The sequence below is a fragment of the Streptomyces sp. NPDC057249 genome (assembly GCF_042669245.1).
In the GTDB taxonomy this organism is placed as follows: Bacteria; Actinomycetota; Actinomycetes; order Streptomycetales; family Streptomycetaceae; genus Streptomyces.
On record NZ_JBHUXS010000014.1, the window covers coordinates 57,568 to 77,077 of the forward strand.

Here is a 19,510-nt window from a genome sequence, read left to right on the forward strand (position 1 = left end):
GGGTCCGGTGTGCCGGATAGGCTCGGGGGTGTGGATTCCCGGTCTTCAGTGAGTCAGCAGCAGCGTATGCCTTGGATTGTCGGGGTTTCCGGCGCTTCGGGCACGCCTTTCGCCGCCGCGGTGCTGCGTGGGCTGCTGGCGGCGGGGGAGAGCGTGGACCTGGTCGTGAGCCGGGCGTCGCGGCTGACGCTCCTGGACGAGACCGGGATCGCCTACCGGGACGCGCACTGGCGCGAGGACCTGGCGGCCTGGCTGGCGCGGGGTGCGGACGGCAAGCCGGAGACCTTCGACGTGGACCTGTCGGGGGTACGCCACTGGGCGGCCGGGGATCTGGCCGCGGGGCCGTCCTCGGGGTCGTACCCGGCGAAGGGGATGCTGATCGTCCCGGCCTCGACGGCGTGCGTGGCGGGGGTGGCGCTCGGGCTGTCGAAGGACCTGTTGCAGCGGGCGGCGAGCGTGACGCTCAAGGAGCGGCGGAGGCTGGTGGTCGCGGTCCGGGAGACGCCGCTGAGCGGGCAGACGCTGAAGCAGTTGGTGGCCCTGGACGAGGCGGGCGCGGTCGTGCTGCCCGCCTCGCCGGGCTTCTACGCGGGGGCGACGCACATCCAGGATCTGGTGGACTTCGTCGCGGGGCGGGTGCTGGACGCGGCGGGTGTGCCGCACCGGCTGTACCGCCGTTGGGAGGGGGAGCTAGGGGGTGGCTGACGAATCCCCGCGGCGTCGCGGCGTCTGGCACGCACGCTCGCCGCGTTGCCGAAAAGCCCTAGTAGCTCCGCTACGAGGACTTCCCGGCGCCTTGCGATCGCACGCACCAGACGCCGCTCCTTCTTCCACGGGGATTCGTCAGCCACCCCCTTGGCGGCTCCCCGGGCTGACCGGGCTCGACCGGGTGGTCCGGCGGGTCAGCGCTTCTTGGGCGCGCGCCGGGGGCCGCGGGTGCGGTCGACCCGGAGGGCGGCGGCGGGGTGGTGGGCACGCGAGCGGTTGGCCAGGTCCTGAAGCTCGCGCATTCGGGCGTAGGCCATCTCGATCGTGTACACGGTGTCGTCACTCCTGAAGATTCGTAAGCGATTTTTGGTTGTGCGAGAAGATTTGCAGGCTTCAATGCCCGCACGCCTTAGATTCTACACGTAGACTTGCGGTACTGCTGAACAATGGAAGGTTTCAGTCACATGGACGCGGTGGACAGGCAGCTCATCCAGGCCCTCCGGGAGAACGGCAGGGCCTCGTACGCCGAGCTCGGGCGGCTCGTCGGGCTCTCCGGGCCCAGCGTCACGGACCGCATCAACCGGCTGGAATCCGCCGGTGTCATCACGGGCTACCGCGCCACCGTCGACGCGGCCTCGCTCGGCCTCGGGGTCACGGCCCTCATCGGCATCTCGCTCTCCGACGCCGCCGACCACGAGGACGTGGCGCACCGGCTGAAGGACCTCGCGGAGATCGAGGACGCCTGGTTCATCGCGGGCGACGACTCGTACATGCTCAAGGTCCGCGTGGGCGACGTGGACGGGCTGGAGAAGACGATCCGCCGCCTCAGCTCCACCAAGGGCGTCTCGCGCACCCGTACCACCATCGTGCTCTCCACCAAGTGGGAGAACCGGGTCGGAGACCTCCCCGAGGAGGGCTAGCCCCCCTCCCGGCGAGCTTTGCCCCGTCGCGCCGCCCAGCACGCACGCTCGCCGCGTTGGACGACGCTCCTTGCGGGGCAAACATCGACGGTCGCGGCGCTAGGCGTACGGTGGGCGGGGTTCGGTACGGCGAGGAATTGAGGAGCACTGGTGGACGCGGGACTCAAGCGCGAACTGGAGCAGAAGGTCGAAGCCGGTGAGCGGCTGACCCGCGAGGACGGGATCGCGCTCTACGAGTCCGACGACCTGGCGTGGCTCGGCGGGCTGGCCCACCAGGTGCGGACGCGCAAGAACGGTGACGTCGTCCACTTCAACGTCAACCGCCACCTCAACATGACCAACGTGTGCACCGCCTCGTGCGCGTACTGCTCCTTCCAGCGCAAGCCGGGGGAGAAGGACGCGTACACGATGCGCATCGAGGAGGCGGTGAAGCTCGCCAAGGCGATGGAGGGCGAGAACCTCACCGAGCTGCACATCGTCAACGGGCTGCACCCCTCCCTGCCGTGGCGCTACTACCCCCGTTCGCTGAGCGCGCTCAAGGAGGCGCTGCCGCAGGTCTCCCTGAAGGCGTTCACCGCCACCGAGATCCACCACTTCGAGACCATCTCCAAGCTCTCCGCCTCGGAGATCCTGGACGAGCTGATCGAGGCCGGTCTCGAATCGCTGACCGGTGGCGGCGCGGAGATCTTCGACTGGGAGGTCCGTCAGCACATCGTGGACCACAACACCCACTGGGAGGACTGGTCGCGCATCCACCGGCTCGCCCACGAGAAGGGGCTGAAGACGCCGGCGACGATGCTGTACGGGCACATCGAGGAGCCCCGGCACCGCGTCGACCACGTGCTGCGGCTGCGTGAGCTCCAGGACGAGACCGGTGGCTTCCAGGTCTTCATCCCGCTGCGCTACCAGCACGACTTCGTGGACATGAAGGACGGCAAGGTCCGCAACAAGCTCCAGGCGCGGACCACGATGGCGACCGGCGCCGAGGCGCTGAAGACGTTCGCCGTCTCCCGGCTGCTGTTCGACAACGTCCCGCACGTCAAGGTGTTCTGGGTGATGCACGGCGTGCAGACCGCCCAGCTCGCGCTCCAGCACGGTGCGGACGACATGGACGGCTCGGTCGTGGAGTACAAGATCACGCACGACGCGGACAACTACGGCACGCCGAACAAGCTGACCCGTGAGGACCTGCTCGACCTGATCCGCGACGCGGGCTTCCGGCCGGTGGAGCGCAACACCCGGTACGAGATCATCCGCGAGTACCCGGGCCCGGACGCGGAGCGGCGCGAGTCGCCGCAGCCGATGCGGGTCTGACCCGGCGCGCGCCGCGCGCGCGACGCTGCACGTACGAAAGCTCCGGCCACCGTCCCCGGCCGGAGCTTTCTCGCGTTCCGGACAAGGGTTGAGCCCGCTGGCTGTAATGGTTAATCTGCGCCTATGGCTCTTACATTCGAGGTGGACCCGGCGTTCGACCGCCCGGTGCGCGACGGCATCGTCACGCTCTGGGCCGATGTCTCCAACGCGGGCGGCGCGGTGGGCTTCGTGCCGCCCGTGTCGGAGGACGACATCCGGCCGGAACTGCTCAAGCACCAGGTGGCCCTGACCGAGGGGCGGACCCGGCTGGTCGTCGGCTACGACGAGGAGGGGCGCGTCGCCGCCACCGCGTTCCTCACGCTCAACACGCACCGGCTGATGCGGCACTGGCTGTGGGCGTACACCGTGATGGTCCACCCCCGCCACCAGGGCAAGGGCTACGGCCGCGACCTGATGGCCGTCGTCGCGGACGCGGCGCGCGCGACCGAGGGCATCGAGGCCGTCCGGCTCACCTGCCGGGGCGGTACCGGCGCCGACCGCTTCTACGCCGCCTGCGGCTACAAGGAGGTCGGGCGCGTCCCCGGGGCGATCCGGGTGGCCGAGGGGGACGACCGGGACGACATCTTCATGCTGCTGCCGCTGGGCTGAGCGCCCGGGGCACGGCCCAGCGAATCGATCGATTGCGGGGCATGCTTCACTGGTCGGGCAGGACTGTCGTACGTAGAGAGAAGGCCAGCTGTGTCCGCTGCCAAGCCGAGCGCAACGATCCGGTACACCGCGATGCGTCTCAGCATCTTCGTCGGCTGCTTCGTCGTCGCCGCCATCGCCGTCCACTTCGGAGTGGTGCCGGCCGGGGTCGGCGGGTCGAACGTCGTCTGGGTCATCCTGCTCGCCCTGGTGCTGTCCGCGCCGCTGAGCTTCGTGCTGCTGCGCAAGCAGCGCGACGAGATGTCCCAGCAGATCGTCTCCTCCGTCGACCGTGCCAAGGCCCGCCTGGAGGCCAACCGCACGCGCGAGGACGGCGTGACCTCCTAAGGGGAACGTAAGCTTCCTCACACCCCGCACCTTTCTCCGCCGAACCCCAGCGCGGGAGCAGCCGCTCCTGTACTGGGGTTTTTCGTGTTCCCGGGCGGAGTTGGGGATTCCGGGCCGGCCGGGGGCGGGTGGGGAGCGCCCGGTCGTACCAAAGAAGACCTTTGAGGTTCTCAAAGTTCAAGTGTTAACGTGTTCGGCATGAAGACTGATGTGCGCCTCCGATCTGCCACGAGCATCCCGCTCGTGGAGCGCCTTCACGTCGATCTCTGCCGCTGTATGTCCGCGGTCTGTTGCCGCAACGTCTGATACCGGCACCATGCAGCGGCGCCGCCCCTGACGCGGGCGCCGCACCCCCGTCCCCCTCCGCACACCGTCCCCGTGCGTCCCGATGCGTCACATCTGGAGTGTGTCCGTGTCCGCGAACCCCGCGTCCACCGCCGAGAAGCCCGCAGGCTCCGGCTTCCGCATACCCAAGGTCCCGTTCTGGGCCCAGATCGTCGCCGGTCTGATCCTCGGCGTCCTGCTCGGCTGGCTCGCCCGCAGCCAGGACATCGACTGGCTGTACACCACGCTCGACAAGGTCGGCCACATCTTCGTCCAGCTGCTGAAGCTGGCCGTCGCGCCCCTCGTCTTCTTCGCGATCGTGGTGTCGATCACCAACCTGCGCAAGGTGAACAACGCCGCCCGGCTGGCCGGCCGCACCGTGCTCTGGTTCATGATCACCTCGCTGATCGCAGTGGCCATCGGCCTCGCGATCGGCCTGATCACCAACCCGGGCTCCGGCACCGGCCTCACCCCGAAGGACGGCAAGCTCCCCGAGCACGCCGGCTCCTGGCTCGACTTCCTGACCGGCATCATCCCGGACAACGTCATCACGCCGTTCGCCGAGCTGAACGTCCTCCAGATCGTCTTCATGGCCGCCGTCGCCGGTATCGCCGCCCTCAAGCTCGGTGAGAAGGCCCAGCCGATCCTCACCCTCAGCGAAGCCGTCCTGGAACTCCTCCAGAAGGCCCTGTGGTGGGTCATCCGCCTCGCACCCCTCGGCACCGTCGGCCTCATCGGCTACGCGATCGCCGACTACGGCTGGGACCTGATCGGCAAGTACGCGACGTTCACCGCCGACGTCTACATCGGCTGCGCCCTGGTGCTGTTCGTCGTCTACCCCGTGCTGCTCGCCACCGTCGCCAAGCTGAGCCCGCTCCAGTTCTTCAAGGGCGCCTGGCCCGCGATCCAGCTGGCGTTCGTCTCGCGCTCCTCGGTCGGCACCATGCCGGTCACCCAGAAGGTCACCGAGCGCCTGGGCGTCCCGAAGGAGTACGCCTCCTTCTCCGTCCCCTTCGGCGCCACCACCAAGATGGACGGCTGCGCCGCGATCTACCCGGCGCTGGCCGCGATCTTCATCGCCCAGATCTTCGACGTGCAGCTGGGCGTCGGTGACTACATCCTGATCGCGTTCGTCTCGGTCATCGGTTCGGCGGCCACCGCCGGTCTGACCGGCGCCACGGTCATGCTGACGCTGACCCTGTCGACCCTGGGCCTCCCGCTGGAGGGCGTCGGCCTGCTGATGGCCATCGACCCGATCCTGGACATGATGAGGACGGCGACGAACGTGGCCGGCCAGGCGCTCGTCCCGGTGCTCGTCTCGGCCCGGGAGAAGATCCTGGACCACGACGCGTACAACTCGGCGTCCGCCTCCCCGGTGGACGAGGACGAGGAGATCCGCGACACCGAGCCCGAGCGCGTCCCGGTCGCCGCCTGATCACACCCGGCATCACCCGAGGGCCCCTTCTCCCGTGCGGAGGAGGGGCCCTCGGCATGCGCGTACGACGGGGTCCGCGCGGGCCCGCGTACCCTTACCGAGGAGTAGTGCGCGGGGCGGGAGGGAGTCGACGTGGGTGCTGTGCGGAACAAGCGGATGCCGCGCGCCGTGCGCGAGCAGCAGATGATGGACGCCGCGGTGCAGACGTTCGGGCAGCGGGGGTACCGGGCCGCCTCGATGGACGAGATCGCCGAGCTGGCCGGGGTGTCCAAGCCCCTGGTCTACCTGTACCTGAATTCGAAGGACGAGTTGTTCACCGCGTGCATCCGGCGCGAGGCGCAGGCGCTGCTCGCCGCCGTGCAGGGGGGCGTCGAGCCCGGTCTTCCGGCCGACCGCCAGCTCTGGGAGGGGCTGCGGGCGTTCTTCACGCACACCGCGGAGCACCCGGACGGCTGGGCGGTGCTGTACCGCCAGGCCCGGACGCACGGGGAGCCGTTCGCCACCGAGGTCAACGTGATGCGCGAGGAGATCGTCGCGTTCGTGACCGGTCTGATCGGCGCCGCCGCCCGCGAGGCGCACCACGACCCGGCGCTCCCGGACCGGGACGTGGCGGGCCTCGCGCAGGCCCTGGTGGGCGCCGCGGAGGCGCTGGCCGGGTGGGCGAACGAGACCCCGGGCGTCTCGGCCCGGGAGGCGGCCGCCACGATGATGAACTTCTCCTGGGCGGGCCTGGAGAACCTGATGAACGGCCGCCCGTGGCAGGCGCCTAGCCCGTAGTCCCGGTCAGGTGCAGCCGCTCGCCGCCGCGCAGCTCGAACGCCGTGCCGTCGGTGGCGTACGTGACCGTGCCGGGGAGCAGGACCGGGGCCCGGAAGTCGGCCCGTACGGTGCGGAGGGCGGCCGGGTCGGGGGCTTCGGCCAGGCAGCGGGCGACGGTCCACATGCCGTGGGCGATCGCCCGGGGGAAGCCGAAGAGCCGGGCGGTCAGCGGGTAGAGGTGGATCGGGTTGCGGTCGCCGGAGGCCGCCCCGTACCGCCGCCCGAGGTTGCCGGGCAGCCGCCACTCGGCGACGGCGGGGAGCGGTGCGGAGGGCGCTCCCGCCCCCGGTGCCGCCGCTTCCGTGCGCGTCGCGTGCCGGGACAGATAGCCGCTGCGGGACTCCCACACCAGTTCGCCCGCGATGCGCGCCTCGGTCACCACGGTGACCTCGGTGCCGCGCCGGTGCGGGTTCAGCTCCGCCGCGTACACCGTGAGTTCGAGCGGGTCCTCCGGCTGGAGGGTGCGGTGGGCGGCGATGTCGATCCAGGTGTGGACGAGGCCGGTGACCGGGAGCGGGAAGTCGCGGCGGGTCATCAGCCGCATGGACAACGGGAACGCCAGGACGTGCGGGTACGTCACCGGCAGCGGCCCGGTCGCCGGGAAGCCGCAGATCGTTCGGTACGCGGCGAGGCGGCCGGGGGCGAGGGGCGCGGCGGGCAGCCCGAGACGGCCGGCGGGGAGCGTCGCGCCGGGGCGTCCGGCCCGCTTGAAGGGCGAGGTGACGGCGCCCCGGGCCAGCGAGAGGGTCAGGCTCATCGGGTCACGCCCCCAGCAGGCTCTGGCCGCAGACCCGGACGACCTGGCCGTTCACGGCGGCGGACGCGGGCTGGGCGAACCAGGCGGTGGTCTCGGCGACGTCGACCGGGAGGCCGCCCTGCGCGAGGGAGTTCATCCGGCGGCCCGCCTCGCGGATGAAGAGCGGGACGGCCGCGGTCATCTTGGTCTCGATGAAGCCGGGGGCGACCGCGTTGACCGTGACGCCGTGGTCGGCGGCGGCGCGCGGGGCCAGCGAGCGGACGAGGCCGATGACGCCGGCCTTGCTGGCCGCGTAGTTGGTCTGGCCGTTGTTGCCGGCGATGCCCGCGATGGAGGCGGTGGCGACGATCCGGCCGCCCCGGTTGACCGTGCCCGCCTTCAGCAGCGCGTCGGTGGTGCGCAGGACGCTGTCCAGGTTGACGTCGATGACCTGGGCCCAGCGGTCGGCGGCCATGTTGGCGAGCCGCCGGTCGCGGGTGATGCCGGCGTTGTGGACGAGCACGTCGAGACCGCCGGGCGCGGCGGCGGCGATGCGGTCGGCGGCGTCCTCGGCGGTGATGTCGAGGGGGAGCGCGGTGGCGCCGAGGCGGTCGGCGGTGCGCACCAGGTCCTCCTGCGCCTGCGGCACGTCCAGGCAGATCACCTGGGCGCCGTCGCGGGCCAGGACCGAGGCGACGGAGGCCCCGATGCCCCGGGCGGCGCCGGTGACCAGGGCGGTCCGGCCGGCGAGCGGGGCGGACCAGTCGCGGACCGGGTCGGGGGCGGCGTCGGTGACCTCGATGACCTGGCCGCTGACGTACGCGGACCTGGGCGAGAGCAGGAAGCGCAGGGTGGACTCGGCGGAGGCGACGGCGGAGGGGGCGATCCGGACCAGCTGGACGGTGGCGCCCTTGCCGATCTCCTTGCCGAGCGAGCGCGTGAAGCCCTCCAGGGCCTGCTGGGCGGCGGCCTGGTGGTGGTCCTCCGGCGAGGGCCGCACCCCGATGACGACGACCCGGCCGCCGGGGGCGAGCGAGCGGACGACCGGGTGGAGGGCGGCGTGCACCGCGCCCAGCCCGGCCGCGGTGTCGACGGCGGTCGCGTCGAGCACGAGCGCGGCTGGCCGGTCGGCGCGGGTGACGACCTCGAGGCCGGTGGCGGTGAGGACCGCGGCCACCTCCTCGGTGACCGCGGACTCGCCCGCGGTGAGGTGGAGGACGGGGCCGGTGAGCGTCGGCGTCTCCAGGGTCCAGCGGCGCAGCCGGGCGGGCTGCGGGAGACCGAGTTTCCGGGTGAGGAACTTGCCGGGTGCCGTGCCGGTCAGGTGCAGATAGCGGTCGGCCATTGTCCAGACTCCCTGCTCGGTCGTAGATTTTACTCTGGAGTAAGGTTACTTAAGAGTCAGGAGCTGGTCGAGATGAGTTGGTCGAGTTGATTCCCCTCGCACTCCCGCAGCCCCGCCGCGTCGCGGTCATCGGCGGCAGCCGCATCCCCTTCGCCCGCTCCGACGGCCCCTACGCCCGGGCCTCCAACCAGCAGATGCTGACCGCCGCGCTCGACGGACTGGTCGACCGGTTCGGGCTCCACGGCGAGCGCGTGGGCGAGTTCGCGGCGGGCGCGGTCCTCAAGCACAGCCGCGACTTCAACCTGGCCCGCGAGACGGTGCTCGGCTCGCGGCTCGACCCGCGCACCCCCGCGTACGACGTCCAGCAGGCGTGCGGCACGGGGCTCCAGGCGGTGATCGGCGCCGCGAACAAGATCATGCTCGGGGCGATCGACTCGGCCGTCGCGGGCGGCACGGACACCACCAGCGACGCCCCGCTCGGCGTCAACGACGAACTGCGCCGGCTGCTGCTCTCCGTCCGGCGCGCGAAGTCGGCCGGTGCCCGCGCGAAGGCCCTCACGGGCGTCCGGCCCCGGCACCTCGTCCCGGACATCCCGCGCAACGCCGAACCCCGCACCGGGCTCTCGATGGGCGACCACGCGGCGCGCACCGCCCGGCAGTGGGACATCGGCCGCGCCGAGCAGGACCGCCTCGCCGCCACCAGCCACCAGCGGCTGGCCGCCGCGTACGAACGGGGCTTCCTGGACGACCTCGTCGTCCCGTACCAGGGCCTGGAGCGCGACCAGAACCTGCGCCCCGGCTCCACGGAGGCGAAACTCGCCACGCTGAAGCCGGTGTTCGGCACGGACCGCCCCGGCGCGACGATGACCGCGGGCAACTCGACACCGCTCACCGACGGTGCCGCGACCGTGCTCCTGGCGAGCGAGGAGTGGGCCGAGGCGCACGGCCTGGAACCGCAGGCGTACCTCTCGCTGTACGAGACCGCCGCGGTGGACCACGTGAACGGTGAGGACGGGCTGCTGATGGCGCCCGCGTACGCCGTGCCCCGGCTGCTGGAGCGGGCCGGGCTCGGCATCGAGGACTTCGACCTCTTCGAGATCCACGAGGCGTTCGCCTCCCAGGTGCTGGCCACGCTGGCCGCCTGGGAGAAGCAGGGGCTCGCGCCCGTCGACCGGGACCGGCTGAACGTCGCGGGTTCGTCGCTCGCCACCGGCCACCCGTTCGCCGCGACGGGCGCCCGCATCGTCGCCACCCTCGCCAAGCTCCTCGCGGAGCGGGACGCCCCGGGCCGGGGGCTGATCTCGATCTGCGCGGCGGGCGGCCAGGGCGTCACGGCGATCCTCGAACGCGTGTGAGCGGGGCGCGGCGGGCGGCGCGGAGGAGGCCCGTTCTCCGGCGGTGTCCGCCGCGCCCCTTCCCGAAACCGGGGCTCTGCCCCGGACCCCGCGCCTCAAACGCCGGCGGGGCTGGATGTATCGCCGGCCGTTCCCCCCAGTGAACCCGCCCGTCCCCCTTGCCGAGGAGCCGCACGTGTCCACGCCACCCGCCCCTTCCCCCGCCGTCCCCGCCCTGGTCGAGCCGACCCTTGAGCGGGACGCCCGCGGCACCGTCCGGCAGGTCTCCGTACCGGCGTTCGCCCCGGCCGTCCGGCGCGGATCGCTCGCCGAGATCCCGTTCGACAACGCCCGCGAGGCCCCCGCCGAAGCCGTCCTCAGCCGCAAGCAGCCGGACGGCAGCTGGCAGGACGTGTCCGCGGCCGACTTCGCCGCCGAGGTGCTGGCCGTCGCCAAGGGCCTGATCGCGGAGGGGCTGCGCGCCGGCGACCGGATCGCGATCATGGCCCGTACGACGTACGAGTGGACGCTGCTCGACTTCGCGGCCTGGGCGGCGGGCCTGGTCACCGTGCCCGTCTACCCGACCTCGTCCGCCTTCCAGGCCCGCTGGATACTCCAGGACTCCGGGGCCGCGGCCTGCGCGGTCGAGACCGCCGAGCAAAGCCGGATCATCAGCCAGGAGCGCAAGCAGCTCGCCGGGCTCGCGCACCTCTGGCAGTTCGACACGGGCGCCCTCGGCCGGCTGAAGAAGCTCGGCGAGGATCTCCCGGACGACATCGTCGCCCAACGCCGCGCGACCCTGGAGCCGGAGACTCCGGCCACCCTGATCTACACCTCGGGGACCACGGGCCGCCCCAAGGGGTGCGTGCTGACCCACGGCAACTTCTTCGCCGAGGTCGACAACGCCATCGAGCTGCTGCACCCGGTCTTCAAGTCGGTGAGCAAGTACCCCGCGTCGACCCTGCTGTTCCTGCCGCTGTCGCACGTCTTCGGCCGGATGGTCGCGATCGGCTGCCTGCGCGCCCGGGTCCGCCTCGGCCACGCGCCGTCGATCAAGACGGAGGACCTGCTCGCGGACATGGCCGGTTTCAAGCCGTCGTTCCTGCTGGCGATCCCGTACGTCCTGGAGAAGGTCTACAACACGGGCCGGGCCACCGCCGAGAAGATGGGCCGGGCCTCCTCCTTCGACCGGGCCGCCCGGATCGCCCAGCGGTACGGGCAGGCCGTCGAGGCCGCCGAGCACGGCACCGGCCCCGGCCCCGGCCTCGGGCTGCGCGCCGCCCGGGCGCTGTACGACCCGCTGGTCTACCGCCGCATCCGGGCGGCGCTCGGCGGGCACGTCCGGTACGCGATCTGCGGCGGCTCCCCGCTGGGGCGGCGGCTCGCGGCGTTCTACGCGGGCGCCGGCATCGAGATCTTCGAGGGCTACGGGCTGTCCGAGACGACCGCCGCCGCCACGGTCACCCCGCCGCTCAAGCCCCGCCTGGGCACGGTCGGGTGGCCGCTGCCCGGCACCGCCGTACGCATAGCCGACGACGGGGAGGTGCTGCTCAGCGGCGGGCAGGTGTTCCAGGGCTACTGGGACGCCGGGCGCGGCGCGGCGGTCCCCGTGCTCGACGGCGGCTGGTTCGCGACGGGGGACCTGGGCGCGCTCGACGAGGACGGCTACCTCACGATCACCGGCCGCAAGAAGGACATCCTCATCACGTCGGGCGGCAAGAACGTCACCCCGGCCCCGCTGGAGGACTGGCTGCGCGCCCATCCGCTGGTCAGCCAGTGCATGGTGGTCGGCGACAACCGCTCCTTCATCACCGCCCTGATCACGCTGGAGGCGGACGGGCTCGCGCACTGGTGCCGGATGCGCAAGAAGCAGGACGTGCCGATGCGCGACCTCGTCCACGACGAGGAACTGCGCACCACGCTCCAGCGCGCGGTGGACGAGGCCAACCGCCTGGTCTCCCGCGCCGAGTCGATCCGCAAGTTCACGGTGCTGCCGGTGGACTTCACCGAGGAGGGCGGCCACCTCACACCGTCGCTGAAGCTGAAGCGGGACGCGATCGCGCGGGACTTCGCGGCGGAGATCGAGGAGCTGTACCGGAAGTGAGGCCCCGTCAGGGCTCCGGGTCCGGCGCCTTCGTGTGCAGGACGGCGCGCGCCTGCTCGGCGGCGCGCGCTATCGACTCGGAGACGAAGTCCAGGTAGCGGGCCATGTTCTGCAGGCGGGTGCCCGCCGCCGTGTCCGCGCCGAGGACGGGGACGCCCTCGCGGGCGGTCGCGGCGAGCTGGGCGGTCGAGCGGGCGCTCGCCATCATCGACTGGTGCATGATGTCGTCGTCGATGACATACCGCTCGCGGCGCCCCTCGCGCTCCCGGCGGACCATGCTCTGGGTCTCCAGGAACGCGACCGCCTTGGACACCGAGGCCGGGCTGACCTTGAGGTGCGCGGCGAGTTCGCCGGCGGTGAGGCTGCCGGTGTCGCTGAGGGTCAGGGCCGAGAGGACCCTCGACATCATCAGGGGCGCGCCCGAGGCCATCAGGACGGTCGTGAACGTCTCCTCGTACGCGCGGACCGCCTCGGCGTCCCGGCCGTGGGGCTGCGGGTCCGGGCTCGCGTCCCGGGGCGCGGGCTTCTTGCGGCGGTGGGCGCGCTGCTCGGCGGAGCGGTGGGCGACATCCGCGCGGTACCCGGTGGGGCCGCCGTTGCGCGTCACCTCGCGGGTGATGGTCGAGGTGGGGCGGTCCAGCTGCCGGGCGATCTCGGCGTAGGCCAGGCCGTCGGCCAGGCCCCGGGCGATCTGGCGGCGTTCCTGCTGGGTGAGCCTGCCTCCCGGCATCGCGTACTCCTTCGTGGCGCGGGCCCGGCCGTGCGGTGGCCGGTGGGCCGACTATAGCGTTCACCGACAGTCCATTGCAACGGATTACCGAGCGGTTGTTGCGTTAAGTCTGAGCTCATTGCTCCAACTTCTCTATTCTGACGTGCGGTTACGCGGCTTTGATGCAACAAGTGTGTTGCCGAGTCCCTAAACGCAACGTAGCGTTTCTCTCATCGGAAAGCGCGAGCCGCCCGGGTTCGCCGCACCGCAGAAGGAGCGCATCATGCCGAAGTTCGACACCCCCGCCGTCGTCACCGCCCACGTCGACATCTCGGCCGGCCACCTCCGGTTCATCGCCGCCGACCGCACCGACACCGTGGTCGAGGTGCTGCCCGCCGACGCCACCAAGAGCCGCGACGCGAAGGCCGCCGACCGCGTCGAGGTCACCTACGCCGACGGCGTCCTGGACATCCGGACCGCCACGGAGGGGCGCAACCGGCTCCTCGGCGAGACCGGCTCCGTCGAGATCACCGTCCAGCTGCCCACCGGCTCGCACGTCGAGGCCAAGGCCGGCGCCGCCGAGTTCCGGGGCGTCGGGCGCCTCGGGGACGTCGTCTTCGAGGGCGGCTACCGCTCCGTGAAGGTGGACGAGGCCGCGAGCGCCCGGATCTCGGCGCACGACGGCGCCGTCATCGTCCGCCGCCTCACCGGCCCCGGCGAGCTCAGCACCCAGCGCGGCGACGTGACCGTCGAGGAGGCCACCCGCGGCGAGCTGACCCTCAGCACCCAGGTCGGCGACATCACGGTCGTGGCGGCGCGCGGGGTCCCGGCCGTGCTCGACGCGGGCACCGTCGTCGGCCGCATCGACAACACGCTGAGGAACGACGGCACGCCCGGCCTGACCATCCACGCGACCACCACCAAGGGCGACATCACCGCCCGCAGCCTCTGATCACCCCCCCACCTCGTAGAAGAAGCCCGTAGAAGAAGAAGGAGCCACCCCATGACGAACCCGGCCATCACGGCGACCGGACTGCGCAAGGCCTACGGCGACAAGACCGTGCTCGACGGGATCGACTTCAGCATCCCGGCCGGAACGGTGTTCGCGCTGCTCGGTCCGAACGGCGCCGGCAAGACGACCGCCGTCAAGATCCTCTCCACACTCATCCCACCCGGCGAAGGGTCCGGCGCGATCGGCGTCGGCGGCCACGACCTGGCCACCGACGCGCAAGCGGTACGCGCCGCCATCGGCGTCACCGGGCAGTTCTCCGCCGTCGACGGTCTGATCACCGGCGAGGAGAACCTGCTCCTGATGGCGGACCTGCACCACCTGCCCAAGGCCGAGGGGCGGCGGGTCACCGCGGAGCTCCTGGAGCGCTTCGACCTCACGGACGCGGCGAAGAAGCCCGCGTCCACCTACTCCGGCGGCATGAAGCGCCGCCTCGACATCGCGATGACCCTGGTCGGGAACCCGCGCGTCATCTTCCTGGACGAGCCGACCACCGGGCTCGACCCGCGCAGCCGGCACAGCATGTGGCAGATGATCCGCGGCCTGGTCGGCGACGGCGTGACCGTCTTCCTCACCACCCAGTACCTCGAAGAGGCCGACGAACTCGCCGACCGCATCGCCGTCCTGCACAACGGGAAGCTGGTGGCCGAGGGCAGCGCCGAGGAGCTGAAGCGGATCGTCCCCGGCGGGCACGTCCGGCTGCGGTTCAGCGACCCGGCGGCCTACCGGGCCGCGGCGGCCCACCTCGGCGGCGACGCCGTCCGCGACGACGCGGCGCTGGCCCTGCAACTCCCCAGCGACGGCACGCAGAGCATCCTGCGCTCCATCCTCGACCGGCTGGACGCCGCCGGGATCGAGGCGGACGAACTCACCGTCCACACCCCCGACCTCGACGACGTCTTCTTCGCCCTGACCGAGACCGAAGCCGTCATCCCCGCCCCGACCAAGGAGTCCGTCCGATGAGCACCCTCTCCCTCGCCGTGCGCGACTCGTCCACGATGCTCCGCCGCAACCTCCTGCACGCCAGGCGCTACCCCTCGCTGACCCTCAACCTGCTGCTCACCCCGGTGATGCTGCTCCTGCTGTTCGTCTACATCTTCGGCGACACCATGAGCGGCGGCGCGGGCCGCGACGCGTACATCGCGTACATCGTGCCCGGCATCCTGCTCATGACGATCGGCTCGACCACCGTCGGCACGGCCGTGTCGGTCTCCATGGACATGAGCGAGGGCATCATCGCCCGCTTCCGCACCATGGCCATCCACCGGGGCTCGATCCTCTTCGGCCATGTGGTGGGCAGTGTCCTGCGGACGCTGCTGAGCGTGGTCTTCGTCGGGGCCGTCGGGGTGGCCATGGGCTTCCGCTCCACCGACGCCACCGTCCTGGAATGGCTCGCCGCCCTCGGCCTGCTCGCCCTGTTCGCCCTCGCCTTCACCTGGATCGCCGTGGGCATGGGCCTGGGCAGCCCCAACGCGGAGGCCGCCAGCAACAACGCGACCCCGCTGATCCTGCTGCCCCTGATCTCCAGCGCGTTCGTCCCGCTGGACTCGATGCCCGGCTGGTTCCAGCCGATCGCCGAGTACCAGCCCTTCACCCCCGCGATCGAGACCCTGCGCGGACTGCTGCTCGGTACCGAGATCGGCCACAGCGGCTGGCTCGCCGTCGGCTGGTGCGTGGGCCTCGCGGTCCTCGGCTACTTCTGGTCCAGGGCCCAGTTCGACCGCGAACCCAAGTAGGAAATCTTCGGCCGGCCGGGGTGGTCACCCCGGCCGGCCGACGCGTGCGTCCAGGCGGGCCAGCACCTTGCGGCCCGCCCTCCGCACGCCCACCGGCACCAGGGCCGCCCGTCCCGGCACCCGCACCCCGCCCGTGAAGGCGACCAGGGTGTGCCCGGGGCGGGCGGCCGACGGCGTGGCCGCGATGCCGATGAGCACGAAGCGGCTCTGCAGCCACAGCCAGCCGGGCCGCCGCACCCCGTGGAAGCGGGCGTGCATCCCGAACCGGCTGCGGGCCACCGCCTCGACCCGGTCGCCGTCGGCGCGGGCCAGCCGCAGCCGCCGCATATCGGGGACCAGGAGGGCCAGTTCACCGTCGATGTCGGCGAGCAGGGGCGCCACCTCGGCGTACGGCGCGGCGATCTCGCGGGTGGTGACGCGGGCGCCGGACACCCCGGCCGCGAGGACGCGGAGGCGGCGGACCGGGTCCAGGGGGGAGGCGTCGGGCCACTGGGGCGACGGGGTGCCGGTCATGACGTCCATGCCTTCCGGAAGGAGTCCCGGGCGCGGGACAGACGGGACTTGACGGTGCCGACGCGGAGTCCGAGCAGGGCGGCGGCGGCCCGCTCGTCCAGCCCCTCGACGTCGCGCAGGACGAGCACGGCGCGGTGCTCGGGGCTCAGCCGGGCCAGTACGTCGCCGATGTCGGCGGCCAGTTCGGGGTCGCCGCGCTGGGGCAGCGTCGTGAGGTCGGCGGGCACGGACCGGGACCCGCGCCGGGCGACCCGGACGGCCTCCCGGCAGGCGATCGCGCGCACCCACCCGTACAGCGCGGCCGGCTCCTTCAGTGAGCGCAGGCTCCGGAAGACGGCGACCAGGGTCTCCTGGACGGCGTCCGGCCCGTCGGCGAGCGCGATCGGGGCGCAGATGCGGCCGGCGTACGGGGTGAGGACGTCCAGCAACTCGTTCATGGCGAGCGTGTCGCCGCGCTGGGCGGCCCCCACCAGGCGTACCGCGCGGTCGCGGTCGGCGTCATCGGGCACGGGCGGCGGTGTCCTTCCCGGCCGCCGTGCGGGGCGCGGCGGCTTCCCTTCCGGCCGCCACCCGGAGCGCGGCGGCGGCGAGCAGCAGGCAGAGCGGTGTGTACAGGACCCGGTTGAGCAGCTGGAAGGTGTCCCCGGAGGCCGCGTCGAGCCCGGTGCGCAGCCCCACCGCCCAGCCGAGCCCGGCGATCCCGCGCAGTGCGGTGCCGCAGGCGACGGCGAGCGTACCGGTCTGGAGGAGCCGCCCGAGCCGGTGGGCGCGCCCCAGCCGCGCGCGGCCGATGACCACGGCCGCGCCGCCGGACAGGGCGGCGGCGAGCGGCAGTACGACGGGCGGGGTGAACGGGGCGTCGATGCCGAGCACGGCGTACGAGAGCGTCCGCGCGTCCCCGGCGGGCCAGGTGCTCCCGGTGGACCAGAACACGTGCAGCAGCGCGTCGGCGGTGAGGACGCCGGCGACGGCGAGGGCGGCGGCGCGGGTGGTGATGGCCATGGTGACTCCTCGGTGAGGGGGCGGCGGACGCCCGGATCACCCCACAGAGGAGCCGGGAGGCGGATTCGTTCCCGCGCCGCACCGACTTTATGTATCTCGCTCTCAAGCTTCTCGCTGTCAAGCATCTTGACATCAAGAGAACATCCGGGCAGGCTTCCCGGTCGATAGGTCTCTTGATGTCGAGATACTTGGGGGTACGGAGTGCGGCGCGTCCGGACGGGAAGCCGACAGGCGGGCCTGCTGGCCCAGTTGAGGAACCCGCCGGGCGGCAGGGATGCCCGGATCATGCTGCGCGCCCTGGCCGTCGACCGCACCGGCACCGGCCTGTGGGCGGCCTCCTCGGTCCTCTACCTCACCTTCGTCACCCACCTCAGCGCCCAGCAGATCGGCGTCCTGCTGGGCACGGCGGGCGTCGCCGGCATCGCGGGCTCCCCCCTCGCCGGACGCCTCGCGGGCCGCTTCCCGGTCCGCCCGCTGCTCATCGGCTGCCACCTGCTGCGCCTCGTCACGCTCACGCTGGTGCTGCTCTGCACGCGCTTCGAGGCGCTGCTCGTCGTGGTCGCGGTGACCTATCTGGGGGACAGGGCGGCCAAGACCCTGGAGATGCTGTTCGCCACCCGCGCCGCAGGCGAACGCCGCGCCGCCTACCAGGCGTTGTCGCGCAGTGCCGCCAACGCGGGCTACGGGCTGGGCGCCGGGCTCGCCGCGATCGGCCTGGCGGCCGGCACGACGGACGCGTACCGCGCGCTGATCCTCGGCAACGCGCTCTCCTTCCTCGTCGCCGCCGCGCTGGTGTGGCGTACGGGGGAGCCGGAGGGCGGCCCGGCGCCCGCCGGTCCCGCCGCCCCACGGCCCGTGTCCGCCAAGGGCCCCTGGCGGGACCGGGGCTACCTCCGCTTCGTGCTCCTCGACATCCCGATGAACCTGGACGACTCGGTGCTCGGCGTCGGCCTGCCGCTCTGGCTCGTCAACCGCACGTCAGCCCCGCACGCCCTCGTCCCGGCCTTCCTGGTCATCAACACCGTGCTGGTCGTCCTGCTCCAACTCGCCGTGTCCCGCAGGGCGGAGGGCCCGCGCAAGGCGGTACGGGCGGTGCTGCTGTACGGCGTCCTGCTCTTCGTCACCTGCGCCCTGCTGGCCGCGTCCACCGGCTGCGGCACCTGGACGGCGGCCGGGGCCCTGCTCGCGGCGGCGGTCCTGGTCACGATGGCGGAGCTGATGCGCTCGGTCAGCTCCTGGGAACTGGCCGTCCTGCTCGCCCCGCCGGACGGACGGGCCGCCTACCTGGGCGTGGCCGGCATGTCCCAGTCCATCCAGAAGTCGGCGGGCCCGCCGCTGCTCACGGGCGTGGTCATGGCCGCGGGCCCGGCGGGCTGGCTGGCACTGGGCGTGGCGGTGGCGGGAGTCGCCGTGGTGCAACGGCGCGGCTGCGAGGCGCGGTTGCGGGCGATGGAGGCCCGTGAGCCGGTGGCCGGGGCGGTTCCGTGATGAGGAGGGGGCATGCGAAGACACGCCGAAGCGCCTTCGGGGGCGGCCGGGCGACCACATACCCGGCCGCCCCGCATGTACGGTCTCGGCTTCGCGCCCCGGACCGCATACGTTGGCCTTCACGGGACAACGACGGAGGTGCCTTCGGATGCGGATCGCCACCACGATCTTCCTCACCGACGAGACGATCACCCCGGTGCGGCTGGCGCACCAGCTCGAACAGCGCGGGTTCGCCGGGCTGTACCTGCCCGAGCACACCCACATCCCGGTGAGCCGCGACAGCCCCTACCCGGCGGGCGGCGAGCTGCCCCGTGAGTACGGCCGCACCCTGGACCCCTTCGTCGCGCTCGCCCAGGCCGCCGCGGTCACCGAGCGGCTGACCCTGGGCACGGGCATCACCCTGATCGCCCAGCACGACCCCATCGACCTGGCCAAGCAGATCGCCACCCTGGACCACCTCTCCGCCGGCCGCTTCACCCTGGGCATCGGCTACGGCTGGAACGTCGAGGAGGCCGCCGACCACGGCGTCGAGTGGTCCACCCGCCGCCGCCTGGGCCGCGAGCGCCTCGCGCTGATGCGGGCGCTGTGGGCGGAGGAGCCCACCGCGTACGAGGGGGAGTTCGGCTCCGTCCGCGCCAGCGAGGCCCACCCGAAGCCGCACCGGCCGCAGGGCCCCCGCACCCTGATCGGCGGCGCGGCGGGCCCCAAGCTGTTCGACCGGATCGCGGAGTCGGCCGACGGCTGGCTGCCCATCGGCGGCCGGGGCCTGTCGGAGTCCGTGCCCCGCCTCCGTACCGCCTGGGCGGCGGCCGGCCGCGACCCGAAGGACCTCCACGTCGTCCCGTACGGGGTCCGCCCGGCCCCCGGCAAGCTGGCCCGCTTCGCGGACCTGGGCATCGAGGAGATCGTCCTCCAGCTGCCCCCGGCCCCGGAACCGGAGGTCCTGCGGACGCTGGACGCGTACGCGGCGTATCTGTAG

General features: G+C 72.4%; 21 protein-coding genes. 14 read left to right on the forward strand and 7 right to left on the reverse strand.

Features of this window, described 5'->3' with window-relative positions:
• Positions 1-48: 48 nt before the first annotated feature.
• Complete coding sequence (locus ACFUJY_RS24665; RefSeq protein ID WP_383303357.1) at positions 49-705, forward strand: UbiX family flavin prenyltransferase; 657 nt, start codon at positions 49-51, stop codon at positions 703-705.
• Positions 706-902: 197 nt separating this feature from the next.
• Here the strand turns inward: ACFUJY_RS24665 and ACFUJY_RS24670 are convergent, their stop codons facing one another.
• Complete coding sequence (locus ACFUJY_RS24670; protein WP_199879188.1) at positions 903-1,040, reverse strand: hypothetical protein; 138 nt, start codon at positions 1,038-1,040, stop codon at positions 903-905.
• Positions 1,041-1,172: 132 nt separating this feature from the next.
• Between ACFUJY_RS24670 and ACFUJY_RS24675 the strand changes: the two genes are divergently transcribed.
• From ACFUJY_RS24675 to ACFUJY_RS24700, 6 genes are all read left to right on the forward strand, one after another.
• Positions 1,173-1,628 carry an Lrp/AsnC family transcriptional regulator gene (locus ACFUJY_RS24675; RefSeq protein ID WP_383303360.1) on the forward strand — a complete coding sequence of 152 codons (456 nt, stop codon included), beginning with the start codon at positions 1,173-1,175 and terminating at the stop codon, positions 1,626-1,628.
• 150 nt (positions 1,629-1,778) lie between these two features.
• The gene (mqnE, locus tag ACFUJY_RS24680; protein ID WP_383303363.1) at positions 1,779-2,942 is read left to right on the forward strand and encodes an aminofutalosine synthase MqnE; all 1,164 of its coding nucleotides are present in this window, start codon (positions 1,779-1,781) and stop codon (positions 2,940-2,942) included.
• A gap of 123 nt (positions 2,943-3,065) precedes the next feature.
• The gene (locus tag ACFUJY_RS24685; protein ID WP_383303365.1) at positions 3,066-3,590 is read left to right on the forward strand and encodes a GNAT family N-acetyltransferase; all 525 of its coding nucleotides are present in this window, start codon (positions 3,066-3,068) and stop codon (positions 3,588-3,590) included.
• Between the two features lie 132 nt (positions 3,591-3,722).
• The gene (locus tag ACFUJY_RS24690) at positions 3,723-3,977 is read left to right on the forward strand and encodes a DUF4229 domain-containing protein (protein WP_383303368.1); all 255 of its coding nucleotides are present in this window, start codon (positions 3,723-3,725) and stop codon (positions 3,975-3,977) included.
• 412 nt (positions 3,978-4,389) lie between these two features.
• Entirely contained in the window at positions 4,390-5,736 is a 1,347-nt protein-coding gene (locus ACFUJY_RS24695) for a dicarboxylate/amino acid:cation symporter (RefSeq protein ID WP_383303371.1), read from the forward strand.
• 156 nt (positions 5,737-5,892) lie between these two features.
• Complete coding sequence (locus ACFUJY_RS24700; protein WP_383303713.1) at positions 5,893-6,513, forward strand: TetR/AcrR family transcriptional regulator; 621 nt, start codon at positions 5,893-5,895, stop codon at positions 6,511-6,513.
• On the opposite strand, the gene ACFUJY_RS24705 is transcribed toward ACFUJY_RS24700, so the two are convergent.
• Positions 6,503-7,312 carry a MaoC/PaaZ C-terminal domain-containing protein gene (locus ACFUJY_RS24705; protein WP_383303374.1) on the reverse strand — a complete coding sequence of 270 codons (810 nt, stop codon included), beginning with the start codon at positions 7,310-7,312 and terminating at the stop codon, positions 6,503-6,505. The two genes, ACFUJY_RS24700 and ACFUJY_RS24705, sit on opposite strands and share 11 nt — an antisense overlap.
• Before the next feature lie 4 nt (positions 7,313-7,316).
• Entirely contained in the window at positions 7,317-8,636 is a 1,320-nt protein-coding gene (locus ACFUJY_RS24710) for a 3-oxoacyl-ACP reductase (protein WP_383303376.1), read from the reverse strand.
• A gap of 77 nt (positions 8,637-8,713) precedes the next feature.
• Between ACFUJY_RS24710 and ACFUJY_RS24715 the strand changes: the two genes are divergently transcribed.
• Both ACFUJY_RS24715 and ACFUJY_RS24720 read left to right on the forward strand, forming a co-directional pair.
• Entirely contained in the window at positions 8,714-9,991 is a 1,278-nt protein-coding gene (locus ACFUJY_RS24715; RefSeq protein ID WP_383303377.1) for an acetyl-CoA C-acetyltransferase, read from the forward strand.
• A 175-nt stretch (positions 9,992-10,166) separates the two neighbouring features.
• Positions 10,167-12,074 carry an AMP-dependent synthetase/ligase gene (locus tag ACFUJY_RS24720; RefSeq protein WP_383303379.1) on the forward strand — a complete coding sequence of 636 codons (1,908 nt, stop codon included), beginning with the start codon at positions 10,167-10,169 and terminating at the stop codon, positions 12,072-12,074.
• 7 nt (positions 12,075-12,081) lie between these two features.
• On the opposite strand, the gene ACFUJY_RS24725 is transcribed toward ACFUJY_RS24720, so the two are convergent.
• Positions 12,082-12,804: a helix-turn-helix domain-containing protein gene (locus tag ACFUJY_RS24725; protein WP_383303382.1), complete on the reverse strand. Its 723-nt coding sequence runs from the start codon at positions 12,802-12,804 to the stop codon at positions 12,082-12,084.
• 262 nt (positions 12,805-13,066) lie between these two features.
• On the opposite strand from ACFUJY_RS24725, the gene ACFUJY_RS24730 reads away from it, so the two are divergent.
• Genes ACFUJY_RS24730 through ACFUJY_RS24740 form a run of 3 tightly spaced genes read left to right on the forward strand, consistent with a single transcriptional unit; the run spans position 13,067 to position 15,528 of the window.
• Positions 13,067-13,735 (forward strand): hypothetical protein, encoded by a 669-nt coding sequence (locus ACFUJY_RS24730; protein ID WP_383303385.1) that lies wholly within the window; start codon positions 13,067-13,069, stop codon positions 13,733-13,735.
• A gap of 51 nt (positions 13,736-13,786) precedes the next feature.
• Positions 13,787-14,755 (forward strand): ATP-binding cassette domain-containing protein, encoded by a 969-nt coding sequence (locus ACFUJY_RS24735; RefSeq protein WP_383303388.1) that lies wholly within the window; start codon positions 13,787-13,789, stop codon positions 14,753-14,755.
• Positions 14,752-15,528 carry an ABC transporter permease gene (locus ACFUJY_RS24740; protein WP_383303391.1) on the forward strand — a complete coding sequence of 259 codons (777 nt, stop codon included), beginning with the start codon at positions 14,752-14,754 and terminating at the stop codon, positions 15,526-15,528. Before ACFUJY_RS24735 ends, ACFUJY_RS24740 begins: the two co-directional genes overlap by 4 nt.
• 24 nt (positions 15,529-15,552) lie before the next feature.
• Here the strand turns inward: ACFUJY_RS24740 and ACFUJY_RS24745 are convergent, their stop codons facing one another.
• Genes ACFUJY_RS24745 through ACFUJY_RS24755 form a run of 3 tightly spaced genes read right to left on the reverse strand, consistent with a single transcriptional unit; the run spans position 15,553 to position 17,043 of the window.
• Entirely contained in the window at positions 15,553-16,041 is a 489-nt protein-coding gene (locus ACFUJY_RS24745; RefSeq protein WP_383303394.1) for a hypothetical protein, read from the reverse strand.
• Entirely contained in the window at positions 16,038-16,550 is a 513-nt protein-coding gene (locus ACFUJY_RS24750) for an RNA polymerase sigma factor (protein WP_383303397.1), read from the reverse strand. The genes ACFUJY_RS24745 and ACFUJY_RS24750 overlap by 4 nt, the downstream gene beginning before the upstream one ends.
• The gene (locus ACFUJY_RS24755) at positions 16,540-17,043 is read right to left on the reverse strand and encodes a DUF3995 domain-containing protein (protein WP_383303400.1); all 504 of its coding nucleotides are present in this window, start codon (positions 17,041-17,043) and stop codon (positions 16,540-16,542) included. The genes ACFUJY_RS24750 and ACFUJY_RS24755 overlap by 11 nt, the downstream gene beginning before the upstream one ends.
• A 285-nt stretch (positions 17,044-17,328) precedes the next feature.
• On the opposite strand from ACFUJY_RS24755, the gene ACFUJY_RS24760 reads away from it, so the two are divergent.
• Both ACFUJY_RS24760 and ACFUJY_RS24765 read left to right on the forward strand, forming a co-directional pair.
• Positions 17,329-18,531, forward strand: coding sequence for an MFS transporter (locus tag ACFUJY_RS24760; protein WP_383303403.1), 1,203 nt, complete (start codon positions 17,329-17,331; stop codon positions 18,529-18,531).
• 148 nt (positions 18,532-18,679) lie between these two features.
• On the forward strand, positions 18,680-19,510 hold the full coding sequence (locus tag ACFUJY_RS24765) for an LLM class F420-dependent oxidoreductase (protein ID WP_383303406.1): 831 nt from the start codon (positions 18,680-18,682) through the stop codon (positions 19,508-19,510).